This window comes from Agreia sp. Leaf283 (genome assembly GCF_001422485.1).
Lineage (GTDB): Bacteria > Actinomycetota > Actinomycetes > Actinomycetales > Microbacteriaceae > Agreia.
Window position 1 is genome coordinate 690,682 of the sequence record NZ_LMNF01000001.1, and the last position, 12,280, is coordinate 702,961.

The 12,280-nt window shown below is 68.7% G+C and carries 9 protein-coding genes; 4 read left to right on the plus strand and 5 right to left on the minus strand.

Annotation, left to right across the window (positions count from 1 at the left end):
* Positions 1-53 precede the first annotated feature (53 nt).
* From ASF51_RS03075 to ASF51_RS03090, 4 genes are all read left to right on the plus strand, one after another.
* Complete coding sequence (locus tag ASF51_RS03075; protein ID WP_055924996.1) at positions 54-2,660, plus strand: alpha-L-rhamnosidase; 2,607 nt, start codon at positions 54-56, stop codon at positions 2,658-2,660.
* A gap of 42 nt (positions 2,661-2,702) precedes the next feature.
* Positions 2,703-3,746: a LacI family DNA-binding transcriptional regulator gene (locus ASF51_RS03080; protein WP_200926077.1), complete on the plus strand. Its 1,044-nt coding sequence runs from the start codon at positions 2,703-2,705 to the stop codon at positions 3,744-3,746.
* 195 nt (positions 3,747-3,941) lie between these two features.
* Positions 3,942-6,686, plus strand: coding sequence for a family 78 glycoside hydrolase catalytic domain (locus ASF51_RS03085; RefSeq protein WP_055924999.1), 2,745 nt, complete (start codon positions 3,942-3,944; stop codon positions 6,684-6,686).
* A complete protein-coding gene (locus ASF51_RS03090; protein ID WP_055925002.1) occupies positions 6,683-7,945 on the plus strand; it encodes a D-arabinono-1,4-lactone oxidase in 1,263 nt (420 codons plus the stop codon). Before ASF51_RS03085 ends, ASF51_RS03090 begins: the two co-directional genes overlap by 4 nt.
* Before the next feature lie 133 nt (positions 7,946-8,078).
* On the opposite strand, the gene ASF51_RS03095 is transcribed toward ASF51_RS03090, so the two are convergent.
* The 5 genes from ASF51_RS03095 to ASF51_RS03115 form a co-directional block, all read right to left on the minus strand.
* Positions 8,079-8,942, minus strand: a complete 864-nt coding sequence (locus ASF51_RS03095; protein WP_055925005.1) for an NAD(P)-dependent oxidoreductase — start codon at positions 8,940-8,942, stop codon at positions 8,079-8,081.
* A 61-nt stretch (positions 8,943-9,003) separates the two neighbouring features.
* Positions 9,004-9,396, minus strand: coding sequence for an AraC family ligand binding domain-containing protein (locus ASF51_RS03100; RefSeq protein WP_055925008.1), 393 nt, complete (start codon positions 9,394-9,396; stop codon positions 9,004-9,006).
* Positions 9,396-9,824 carry a cupin domain-containing protein gene (locus tag ASF51_RS03105; RefSeq protein WP_055925010.1) on the minus strand — a complete coding sequence of 143 codons (429 nt, stop codon included), beginning with the start codon at positions 9,822-9,824 and terminating at the stop codon, positions 9,396-9,398. Before ASF51_RS03105 ends, ASF51_RS03100 begins: the two co-directional genes overlap by 1 nt.
* Before the next feature lie 81 nt (positions 9,825-9,905).
* On the minus strand, positions 9,906-10,727 hold the full coding sequence (locus tag ASF51_RS03110; RefSeq protein ID WP_055925012.1) for a phosphoenolpyruvate hydrolase family protein: 822 nt from the start codon (positions 10,725-10,727) through the stop codon (positions 9,906-9,908).
* A 24-nt stretch (positions 10,728-10,751) separates the two neighbouring features.
* Complete coding sequence (locus tag ASF51_RS03115; protein ID WP_235497116.1) at positions 10,752-12,146, minus strand: Tm-1-like ATP-binding domain-containing protein; 1,395 nt, start codon at positions 12,144-12,146, stop codon at positions 10,752-10,754.
* Positions 12,147-12,280: the final 134 nt, after the last annotated feature.

Sequence of the window (12,280 nt, forward strand, 5' to 3'; positions counted from 1 at the left end):
CGTCGCCATCAGTTCTCTTTCCTCAGCTTCACCGTCCCAGACAGAGGTATGCCATGTCGGCCACCCCATCAGCCCCCTCCATCGAGCATCACCGCGTTCCCTTCGGCATCGGAGACCGCCGGCCCCGCCTGTCGTGGAAGACCACCGCCGCTCCCGGATGGGCGCAGGCCGGCTATGAGCTCGAGGTCACCCGCAACGGCATCCCCGCCACGCGCCGGGTCGACTCGACGGAGTCCGTGCTCGTTCCCTGGCCCGGTCCCGACCTCGTCTCCCGCGAGCGGGCCACGGTGCGGGTGCGCCTCACCGGCGAGGACGGCATTCAGGGCGAGTGGAGCGAGCCATCCACTCTCGAGACGGGGCTGCTCGACGCGTCCGACTGGGTGGCCAAGCCGGTCGGTGGCGCCTGGCGCGAGGAATTCGAATCGGATGATCGTCGCCCGGCGCTCGTGCGCCGAGCGTTCGCGCTGACCGGGCCCGTCGCATCCGCCCGCCTGTACGCCTCGGCGCACGGCCTCTACGAGGTCGAGATCAACGGCCGCCGAGTGGGCGACGACGCCATGTCTCCCGGCTGGACCAGCTACGCGCAGCGCCTGCGCTACTACAGCTACGACGTGACGGAACACCTGGTCGACGGCGAGAATGCGATCGGCTCCTGGCTCGGCGACGGCTGGTACCGCGGCCGCCTGGGGTGGCGCGGCGGATGGCGCAACCTCTTCGGCAGCGACCTGTCGCTGATCGCGCAGCTCGAAGTCACCTACACCGATGGCCGCGTCGAGACGATCGCCACCGACAAAACATGGAACGCCGCGTTCGGTCCGATCGTGCGCACCGGCAACTACGACGGTGAGGACTACGACGCGCGCGACGAGCAGGCCGGCTGGTCGAGCCCCGGGTTCGACGAGAGCGCGTGGACCCCCGTCGCCGTGCGCTATCGCGACCCCGCCACGCTCACCGCCCCGGATGGGCCGCCCGTGCGCTGCACACAGGAGGTTCTGCCGGTCGAGGTCATCGACACCCCGTCGGGCGGAACCGTGCTCGACTTCGGCCAGAACCTGGTGGGGCGCGTGCGTATCCGGGTGTCGGGCGAGGCCGGCCAGACGGTGACACTGCGCACCGCCGAGGTGATGCAGCACGGCGAGATCTACACTCGCCCCCTGCGCGAGGCGCGCTCGACCGACAACTACACGCTCGCGGGCCGCAAGGTCGAGGAGTGGGAGCCACGGTTCACGATGCACGGCTTCCGTTTCGTCGACGTGGCCGGATGGCCCGGAGACGTTCGCGAGGCCGTCGCCCGGGGCGCGATCGTGGCCCGGGTGTACCACTCCGACATGGAGCGCACCGGCTGGTTCGACAGCTCGGACGAACTCGTGAACCGCCTGCACGAGAACGTGGTGTGGAGCATGCGCGGCAACTTCGTCGACATCCCGACCGACTGCCCTCAGCGTGACGAGCGCGTGGGCTGGACCGGCGACATCCAGGTCTTCGCGCCGACGGCATCGTTCCTCTACGACGTGTCGGGCTTCCTCGGAAGCTGGCTGAAGGACGTGGCCGTCGAGCAGCTTCCCGACGGAACCGTGCCCTGGTACGTGCCCGCGATTCCCGCGCACCAGATGTGGACACCGGTCCGCCCGGGTGCCGTGTGGGGCGACGTCGCCGTGCTCACACCGTGGGTGCTCTACGAGCGCTACGGCGACGTGGGCGTGCTCGCCGAGCAGTACGACAGCGCCAAGGGGTGGGTCGACCTGATGGACCGCCTCTCGGGCGACGACCACCTGTGGAACGAGGGCTTCCAGCTGGGCGACTGGCTCGACCCCGCCGCTCCCCCGCAGGACCCGGCCGACGCTACGACCGACAAGTACCTGGTCGCGACCGCGTACTTCGCCTGGAGCGCGCGGCACCTCAGTCTCACCGCCGAGGTTCTGGGCAAGACCGACGATGCCGAGCACTACGGCCTCCTCGCCGACAAGGTTCGCGACGCCTTCGCCGCCGAGTACCTGCTGCCCGACGGCCGTCTCACCTCCGACGCGCAGACCGCCTACTCGCTCGCCATCACCTTCGACCTGATCCCGGATGACGCCCGCCGGGCGGCTGCCGGGCGGCGGCTCGCGGAACTCGTGGAGGCTGCCGGCAACCGCATCGCCACCGGCTTCGCGGGCACGCCGCTGGTGTCGGATGCTTTGACGATGGCCGACGCGGTCGACACCGCCTACGACCTGCTGCTCGAGAAGGAGTGCCCGTCATGGCTCTACGCCGTGACGCAGGGAGCGACCACCATCTGGGAACGCTGGGACAGCCAGCTGCCCGACGGCCGAGTGAACCCGGGCACGATGACGTCGTTCAACCACTACGCGCTGGGCGCGGTCGCCGACTGGATGCACCGGGTCGTCGCGGGATTGGCCCCGGCCGAGCCGGGCTACCGCACCATCGCGTTCCGACCGCAGCCGGGCGGCGGTCTCACCCACGCCTCGGCGACGCACGAGTCGCCGTACGGCACCGTCTCGATCGCGTGGAGGTTCGAGGGCGACGATCTCGTGGTCGAGACGCAGGTTCCCGTGGGCGCCTCGGCCGTGCTCGAGCTCGAGGGCCACGAGCCGATCGCGCTGCAGCACGGCAGTCACGTCAATCGCGTTCCCGCGGGAGTCGCACTGGCGCGTCGCTAGACTCTCCTGCAGTTCACGAAAGTGATTCGAAAGGGCGAGCGGATGTCTGACGAGGCGAAGCAGTCCGCGCGAGCTGCGCAACCCAGCATGCAGGATGTCGCGACGGCGGCCGGCGTCGCCCTCGGCACCGTCTCGAACGTTCTCAACCACCCGCAGCGCGTGGCGGAGTCGACACGACTGCGTGTGCAGCAGGCCATCGCAGAGCTGGGTTTCGTGCGCAACGCGAACGCCCGCTCGTTGGCCGGAGGCTCGACCGACAGCATCGCTCTCATCGTTCCCGACCTCGGCAACAGCCTGTTCGTCGACATGTCGAAGGGCGCGCAGGCCGAAGCGCGCGAGCACGGCCTCAGCCTGCTCATCGCATCGAGCGCCGACAGCCTCGCCGAGCAGGACCGCTACCTCGACCTCTTCGACGAGGCCAGAACCCAGGGCATGCTGCTCGCCCCGATGCACGACTCTCGCGCGGGCATCGAACGCGTGCGCAGCCACGGCCGGCCGGTGGTGCTCGTCAACTACAGCGACCCGCTCATCGAGTGCTGCACCGTTCTGATGGACAACGTGCTCGACGGCTACCTCGCCGCACGCCACCTGCTCTCGACCGGTGTGGGCGAGCTCGTGTTCGTGGCGGGGCCCGAGCGCCTGCAGCCCGTGCGCGATCGTCAGCTGGGCGCCACCCGTGCGGCATCCGAGGCGGGCGTCGAGCTGTCACTCGTGCGGGTGGATGCCGTCACGGCCGCCGAGGGGCGCGCCGTCGGCTCCGAGCATGGTGCAGCCTGGGCCGCCGCAGCCTGCCGTGTCGGGATCATCGCCTCGACCGACCTGCTGGCCCTCGGCATCCTGCAGTCGCTGCTCGCGATGCCGGGTATCTCGATCCCTGGCGATGTCGCCGTGATGGGCAGCGACGGAAACCGCAGTGCGTGGGAGAGCCCTCTGCCCTTCTCGACCGTGGAGCCGCCGGGCTATCGCATGGGCGTGGAGGCGGTGCGGCTGCTCGTCGAGGAGATCGCCGGCGCCTCGCACGAGCACCGCACGACCGTGCTCAGCCCCTCGATCCTCGAGCGCGAGAGCACCCTCGGCCACCGCTGAGCGCCGCCGCAGCCTCGATCGCCGTCGCGATCCGCCCCGAATTGCTCTGATTCCCGTCAGAAGACAGCACTTCGCGTCGGTTCGTGCTCGCCCTCTCAGCGCCGGGCAGGACCATCTTGTCTTGCGAGGGGCGATCAGCTTAGACTCGGCTATTGAAGCGCTTCAACGGCGTCCGTTTCGCGAAAGGCACCCTGCATGCACGTCACCGGCCTCGGCATCCACGGCTTCGCAGAGACGCTCGCCGTCGACGAACCCGAGCTGCGCGTCTACTGGCAAGTCGAAAGCCCCGAACGCGGTGCGCGCCAGACGGCGTACCGCATCCGGCTCGACCTGATGGATGCGCCGGGGGACCCTCGAGGCGCCGTCTGGGACAGCGACTGGGTCGACTGCGACGCCACCCGCGACATCGCACTCGAGCCCGAGGAGCCCCTGCTGCCGACGACCGCCTACCGCTGGTGGGTGGCCGTGCGCGACGAGCGCGGCCGCGAGTCAACGAGCGAGCCGGCCACCTTCCACACGGGCTACCAGAACTCGCACGCGGCTCCCCCCTTGAGCCCGAACCGCGACATCATGCCCGACGACAGCCTGCTGTTCCGCAGCTGGTTCGCCGACCCGGATGCGCGGTGGAAAGGACGCTGGATCGGCACGACGAGCGACAGGCCGTTCTACGTGCGGCGCGCATTCGAGCTCGACGAGACGCCGGTGCGCGCCGTCGCCTTCGCGACCGGTCTCGGCCACCTGCAGTTCTTCGCGAACGGCGCGCCCGCATCCGATCACCGTCTCGACCCGGGCTGGACCGACTACCACCAGACCGTGCAGTACGCGGCCTACGACCTCACGGGCCGCATCACGGCCGGGCCGAACGTCCTCGGCGCGCACGTGGGCAACGGCTTCTACGCGGGCGAGCAGGGCGACCGCTTCTTCTGGCCGCTCTACGAGGACAAGACGTACGTGCGCTATGGAAATGAGCTCCCCTTCGTGGCCGAGCTGCACCTCACGTACGCCGACGGCCGCCGCGAGACGGTGATCAGCGACCAGAGCTGGCGCATCCGCGAATCGGCCACGACGCTGGCGAACGTCTACGCGTCGGAGGACCATGACCGCAGACTCTTCCCGACCGGGTGGACGGCGACCGGCTTCGACGACTCCGAGTGGCGTCAGGCGTCGTTCATTCAGGGCCCGCGCGGGCATCTGCGCTACCAGTCGCAGCCCGCACTCACCGCGATCGAAACACGCACGCCCGTGGAGGTGACTGAACCGCGCCCGGGCACCCTCGTCTTCGACCTGGGCCAGAACATGTCGACGATGGTCGAGGTCTCTGCGGTGGGCAACGCCGGAGACCTGATCGTGGTGCGCTACGGCGAGACCCTCGGCGACGACGGCGTACTGGTCATGACCGACCCCGAGTTCTCGGAGTTCGGCACCCACGTCTATTCGACGTTCACCCTCGCGGGAACCGGCGAGCCCGAGACGTGGCAGCCCGACTTCTCGTATGCGGGTGCCCGCTGGGTGCAGCTCGAGGGCGTCGCCCCGATGGATGACGACGGCTCGAGCGGTCTGCCGCGCATCACCGACGTGCGAGGCCACTTCGTGTCCAGCGCCTCGGCGCGCACCGGCACGATGACGACGGACGTCGACGACGCGAACGCCATCCTGGCCGTGCTCGAGCCGACGTTCGCGAGCAACCTGCAGAGCCTGCACACCGACTGCCCGCAGATCGAGAAGTTCGGCTGGCTCGAAGTGGTGCACCTGCTGGCGAACGGCACGCAGTACATCCGCGACGTCGAGGATCTCTACACGAAGATCCTTCGCGACGTGATGCGAGCGCAGGACAGCGACGGGCTCGTGCCGACGATGGCACCCGAGATCCGCTATATGACGGGGCCGTTCCGAGACTCGATCGCGTGGGGCAGCGCGATCGTCTACCTGCCGAAGTTCCTCGTCGACGCGTATGACTCCACGGGCATACTGGCGGAGGCGTATCCGGCGGCAGCCCGTTACATGAGCTACCTGCAGGGCAAGGAGGTTCTCGGCGGCATCATCCGGCACGGCCTCGGCGACTGGGGCGTCAGCGGCGCATACGGCAACGGGCATGCGAATCTCGAGACGGCGATCTATATCGACTGCCTGCGCATCATGGCCTCGTTCGCCGACCGGCTCGGCAGGTTGGCCGACGCCGTGGCCTACCGCAACAAGGCCTCCGAGGTCACCCGGGTGTACAACGACCACCTGCTGGAGGCCGACCCTGAGACCGGCCGCTATCGCTACGTGAATCGCGACGGCCTGCCCACTTCGATCACCGCGGTCAACCAGGCCGCCGCATTGCAGTTCGGCCTCGTGCCCGCGGAGCACAGGGCCGACGTGGAGGCGGCGTTCGTCGCGGAGGCCGCGAAGGCCACCTTCGAGACGGGGGAGATCGGCATGCGGTACCTGTTCCTGCAGCTCGCCGACCTCAAGCGCAGCGACATCTGGATGCGCATGGCCCGCCGCGAGGAGCACCCGAGCTACATGCGGTTCATCCGCCGCGGAGAGACGACCCTGCCGGAGTTCTGGGCCGACGAGGTGCGGTCGAAGAACCACGACATGCTCGGCCATGCCCTCGAGTACTTCTGGCGCGGCGTACTCGGCCTGCGTTCGCTCGAGTCGGCCTACCGGGTGTTCGCCGTCGACCCCGACTACACGGGCGAGTTCGCATCGGTGAGCGCTGACTTCGCCTCCCCTCGTGGCACCATCTCACTGCGGATCGATCGAGGCGCGCAGAGCACGCGCATTCATGTGACCGTGCCGGCGAATACGTCTGCTGTGGTGACTCTTCCCGCGTACGCTACAACGGTGGCTGTCAACGGCGAGCCGGCTTCTGCCATCTCACCGGATGCGTCGGCCGCGACCCTGTCGCTCACGTCGGGCGACTGGAGAATCGAGACCGAAGGAACCGCGTGAGAAACGAACCCGAGCTGAACTGGGCGGGAACGCTCGAATACCAGGCCGCAGACATCATCGATGCGACCACGATCGATGAGGTGTCCTCCCTCGTCGCCGGGGCCGAACGGATCCGCGCACTCGGCACCCGGCACTCGTTCAGCGACATCGCCGACACCGACGCCCTGCTCGTGACGGTCACCGAGATCGAGCCCGACTTCGTTCTCGACGACGAGGCCCGCACGGTCACCGTCGGCGCGGGCACCCGCTACGGAATTCTGGCCCGCTACCTCGAAGACAACGGCTGGGCCCTGCACAACATGGGCTCGCTGCCGCACATCTCGATCGCGGGTGCCATCGCCACGGGAACGCATGGCTCGGGCAACGGCAACGGCGTGCTCTCGACCGCGGTCTCGGCGCTCGAATTCGTGACGGCCGACGGCGAGCTGCGCACCGTCCGTCGCGGAGAGCCCGGCTTCGACGGCCTTGTCGTGGGCCTCGGGGCGTTCGGCGTGGTCGTACGCATCACCCTCGACATCCAGCCGTCGTTCCAGGTTCGGCAGGATGTCTTCCGCGGCCTGCCCTGGGACGTGCTGCTCGACGACGTCGAGGGAGTGACCTCGCTGGGCTACAGCGTGAGCGTGTTCACCGACTGGGTCGAAGACACCATCGCCAACTTCTGGGTGAAGACCCGGCTCGACTCCGGTGTCGACGTTCCCGACGAGTGGAACGGCGCGAAGCGCGACATCGTCTCGGCCGGTTCGCTGTGGGAGACCTCGGACGACAACCTCAACGAGCAGGGCGGCAAGCCCGGTCCGTGGCTCGAGCGGCTACCGCACTTCCGACTCGACCGCATCCCGTCGAACGGCGACGAGATCCAGACGGAGTACTTCGTTCCACGTTCCCAGGGCGGCGACGCCCTGCGCGCCGTGCGGGCGCTCGGCGAGAAGATCGCTCCCCACCTGATCATCACCGAGCTGCGCACCGCCGCGGCCGACGACCTCTGGTTGAGCATGGCCTACCAGCGCGACTCGCTCATCATCCACTTCACATGGAAGAACGAGCCCGACGCCGTTCTGGCCCTGCTGCCGCAGATCGAAGAGGCGCTCGCGCCGTTCGACGCGCGACCCCACTGGGGCAAGCTCAACACGGTGGATGCCGCGACCCTGTCACGGCTGTATCCGCGGCTTCCCGAGTTCCGGGCTCTGGCCGCTGAGTGGGATCCGACGGGCGCGTTCCGCAACGCCGCGCTCGACAGGCTGATCTTCACGGAGGAGTAGGCGGCTCGCGGCGGACCGTTCGTGGGGCATGCATGTTGCCGTCGACGCCACCTCGGTCGGGTGCGCTACGTATTCAGGAGGAGAGCCCTGCCGCGTGGATAGTGGCGGCGGACGGCCGCTCCTCCTGAATTCGTCACGCGAGCGCCGCGAAGCCCTCTCTCCAGAGGTGCTCCGGCTCGAAGCCGAGCCTTTCGCGCGCCTTGTCGATCGACATCAGCGTCTCGAACTCGCCCAGCGACTTCGTCACGGGGGTTCCGGGGAACGTGATCTCGGCGAGCTCGGCCGACGGAATGGACAGTCCGGTGTCGGACGCCGCGATGTTGTACACCTCGAAGCCGGGCTCGGCTGCGGCGAGCGCGAGGGCGACGGCGGCTGCGCCGTCCCGCGCGTCGATGTAGCTGAACAGCAGATCGCGCCGATACGCGGGATCGCCGGCGCGCTCGAAGCTGCCGTACTCCTCGGCGGTGATCACGTTCGTGAAGCGCAGCGCCGTGATCGAGAGCTCGTCGTTCCAGCGCACGAACTGCCCGGCCATCGCCTCCTCGACGACCTTGCCGAGGCCGTAGGTGTTGTTCGCCGCACTCACATTCTCGTCGAGGGGCAGGGATGCCGGTGCCTCGTCGAAGGGGAAGCCCATGGCGGTGATGCTCGACGCGTAGACGATGGTCGTGATGCCCGCGCGGAGAGCGGCGAAGAACACGTTGAACGACACCGTGACGTTGTTGTGGAACGTCGTCGCGTCGGGCACCAGCCCGTTCACGGGGATGGCGGCGAGGTGCACGAGCGCGTCGATTCCGCTGTGTCGCGCGGTGACCCCGAGCATGCTGTCGAGCGTCTGCCCGTAGTCGGTGAAGTCCACGGTCGTGAACCGCAGTCGAGGGTCGGCCGCCTGCGAGCCCGCGAGGTCGAAGCCGATCACCTCGTGGCCGTCGGTCAGGAGTCGGTCGACGGTGGCCCGTCCGAGTTTGCCGGAGCTTCCGGTGACGGCGATGCGCATGGGGGTGTCCTTTTCTTAGGTTCTTCCCTTCGACAGGCTCAGGGAACGGGAGGCGGTCGGGTCAGCGGGCGGGGAAATCTGCGGGAACCGGCGCGGCCGGCACGTCGTGCCCCGCCGCATCCGATTCGCTCTCGTGCAGGTGGCCGACCAGACCGCCGGCCGGCAGCCCGCTCTCGAGAAAGAAGCCGCGCAGGGTCTCGTAGACCTCGACGATGTCGTGGCTGTCGCCGGCCTGGGTGAGCACGATGTCACCCGCCTGCACATAGTGCTCGGAGCCCTCGAGCAGGATCTTGCCCTTGCCCTCCCAGATCATCCAGACCTCGTCGTCGTCGTGGTGGTGCCGCTCGAACCGGCCGCCCTCCGTGGCGACGACGAAGCGCCCGATCGAGGCGATGCCCGTCCAGTCGGGTTTCGTATCGGGGTTGAGCCAGGAGCCCGGCGCGATGATCGGCATCAGTTCGACTGGCTCCAGAGCGGTGCCGTGCCGGGGTCGAGGATGCGCGCGTCGGGCAGACCGTCGAGGCCGGTCTCGGCGCCTCCGGGCGTGTACGTGACCGAGAGACGCAGGGGCCGCCAGGTGGTGTTGTAGGTGGAGTGCTGCGTGGCCTTCGGGATGTACACCGCATCGCCCTCGCGGATCGGGAACGCGGGGCCGTCGCCGACCGTCTGCTCGCCCTCGCCCGAGATGACGTAGATGACCTCGTCCTCGCCCGGGTGGTCGTGCGGCGCGTGGCCCTGGCCGGGGTAGATGATGACCTCTCCGACGGTGAGCTGGGCTCCCTCGTCGAGGTGCGGGGTGACCAGCCACTTGATGGTTCCCCAGCCGAAGGTGCGGGTGGGAACCTCGTCGGGGCGACGGCCGGACTGTGCTGATGTGGTCATGCGTGAAACTCCTTCTTCTGCGGGGGCGGATGCCCTTCGACAGGCTCAGGGAACGGTCCGTTCCCTGAGCCTGTCGAAGGGCTAGAACGTGATGTTCTTGAACTCTTCGATCTGGGCCTTGATGGCGCGCTCGGTGGGCAGTCGCTCGGCACTGGATGCGCCGAAGAACCCGGCGACACCGGTCGTATTGGCGAGTACGTAGGCCGCATCCTCGGGTTCGGCGATCGGGCCGCCATGGCAGAGCACGATCACGTCGGGGTTGATCTTCACGGCCGCGTCGCGCATCTCCTGCACGCGGCCGACGCAGTCCTCGAGCGTCAGGGCCGTGTGGGCGCCGATCGTGCCGGCGGTGGTCAATCCCATGTGCGGAACCAGCACATCCGCCCCCGCCTCGGTCATCGCGATCGTCGATTCGACGTCGAACACGTAGGGCGAGGTGAGCAGCTCGCGCTCGGCGGCGAGGCGGATCATGTCGACCTCGAGGTCGTAGCTCATGCCCGTCTCCTCGAGGTTCTGCCGGAAGACGCCGTCGATGAGTCCCACCGTGGGAAAGTTCTGCACCCCGGCGAAGCCCATGCGCTTGAGGTCGTCGAGGAAGTTCTCCATGATGCGGAACGGGTCGGTGCCGTTCACGCCCGCGAGCACCGGGGTGTCGCGCACGATCGGCAGCACCTCGCGGCTCATCTCGACGACCACCTGGTTGGCGTCGCCGTAAGCCAGCAGCCCCGACAGCGAGCCGCGGCCGGCCATGCGGTAGCGGCCCGAGTTGTAGATGATGATCAGGTCGACGCCGCCGGCCTCCGCCGACTTGGCCGAAATTCCAGTGCCCGCTCCGGCGCCGATGATCGGCTTGCCCTGGGCGATCGTGGCGCGCAGGCGCTCGAGTGCGGTGGCTCTGTCCATGTCGGTGTCCTTCGGTTCAGTCGTTCAGTTCTTCGTGATGAGCGCGTGCAGTTCGTCTGCGGCCTGTCGACCGAACAGCGGATCGTTGATGTTCGCGTCGAGTTCGAGCACGGTCACGGCGGATCCCTCCACGGCGGCGGTCACGTTCTCGAACAGGGCCTCGTCGGCCGCCACGTCGCGGAACGGCTGGCCCGCGGCATCCAGAGCCGAGACGCCCCCGCGGGGGATCATCAGGATCGTCGGCGACTCGGCCGCGGCGAGCTTGGCGCCGAGCGATTTGCCGAGCTCGGCGTTCTCGTCGACGGTCGTGCGCATCAGCGTGATCGTGGGATTGTGCACGAAGAAGTGCCGATCGGCGAACGGCGCCGGCACGGTCGCCTCGGGTCCGAAGTTGACCATGTCGAGGGCGCCCAGGCTGACCACCTGCGGTGTTCCGGATGCTCCGGCCGCGGTCACCCGGTCGGGTCCGGCCGTGAGGACACCCCCGACCAGCTCGTCGGCGAGTTCGGTGGTCGTGAGGTCGAGCACCCCGGCCAGCATGTTCGAGCGGGCGAGCGCCTCGAGCGCCCTGCCCCCGGAGCCTGTGGCGTGGAAGACGAGCACCTCGTAACCGAGCTCGTCGAGTCGCTCGCGCGCGGCATCCACGGCCGGGGTCGTGACCCCGAACATCGACGCGCCGATGAGCGGTCGCTCCCCGCCGCCTCCGTTCGCTGAGCCTGTCGAAGCGCCGCCGTCGTTCGCTGAGCCTGTCGAAGCGCCGCTTGTCGAAGCGCCCCCGCGCCCCGCGTACGCCGCAGCCATCCCCGCTGCCGCCGCGGCCGCGTTGCCGAGCACGCTGCGCGAGATCTGGTTGATGCCGGCGATGTCGACGACGCTGTACATCATGGTCACGTCGCTGGCACCGACGTAGGGAGAAACGTCTCCGGAGGCCATGGTCGACACGATGAGCTTCGGCAGACCGATGGGAAGATCGCGCACGGCCCGGGCGGCGATCGCCGAGCCGCCACTGCCGCCGAGGGCGAGCACCGCGTGCACTCCAGAGTCGGAGACGAGCTGCGCGAGCACGGCGGCGGCCCCCTCTCCCATTCGGGTCACAGCCGCACCCCGGTCGTCGCCGTCACGCAACGCGTCGATCGTGGTGCCGGCCGCTTCGGCCACGGCGGTCTGCGGGAACGCGACGGCGCCCGTGTAGCCGTGGGGGTCGCGGATGCCCGCATCCACCGCCACGACCGTGACGCCGAGGGCGGCGAGCTGATCGGACATCCATTGGTACTCGGCGCCCTTGGTGTCGAGCGTGCCCACGAGGGCCACGGTCGGTCGTGACTCTGTGGACTGGGCCTCTGTGGACTGGGCCTCTGCGGACTGGGCCTCGGCTGCTTCGGTCGCCTCGGTCGCCTGGGCTGGCGAAGTCTCGCTCACTCGGTCTCTCTCTCGTCGTCGTGAGGTGCCGTCTGGCCCGCTGTTCGCGGAGTGCACGTCGTTGTGATCGCGCCCTGGAGTGCGGCACTCTCTCATCTTCGAACACATATTGAAACGTGTCAACTGCCGTGCCG

Excerpts from the sequence above, each read along its gene's own strand:
- ASF51_RS03085 (WP_055924999.1), top strand. The coding sequence starts at position 3,942 with ATGCACGTCACCGGCCTCGGCATCCACGGCTTCGCAGAGACGCTCGCC.
- ASF51_RS03105 (WP_055925010.1), bottom strand. The coding sequence starts at position 9,824 with ATGACCACATCAGCACAGTCCGGCCGTCGCCCCGACGAGGTTCCCACC.
- ASF51_RS03075 (WP_055924996.1), top strand. The coding sequence starts at position 54 with ATGTCGGCCACCCCATCAGCCCCCTCCATCGAGCATCACCGCGTTCCC.
- ASF51_RS03110 (WP_055925012.1), bottom strand. The coding sequence starts at position 10,727 with ATGGACAGAGCCACCGCACTCGAGCGCCTGCGCGCCACGATCGCCCAG.
- ASF51_RS03080 (WP_200926077.1), top strand. The coding sequence starts at position 2,703 with ATGTCTGACGAGGCGAAGCAGTCCGCGCGAGCTGCGCAACCCAGCATG.
- ASF51_RS03100 (WP_055925008.1), bottom strand. The coding sequence starts at position 9,396 with ATGCCGATCATCGCGCCGGGCTCCTGGCTCAACCCCGATACGAAACCC.
- ASF51_RS03095 (WP_055925005.1), bottom strand. The coding sequence starts at position 8,942 with ATGCGCATCGCCGTCACCGGAAGCTCCGGCAAACTCGGACGGGCCACC.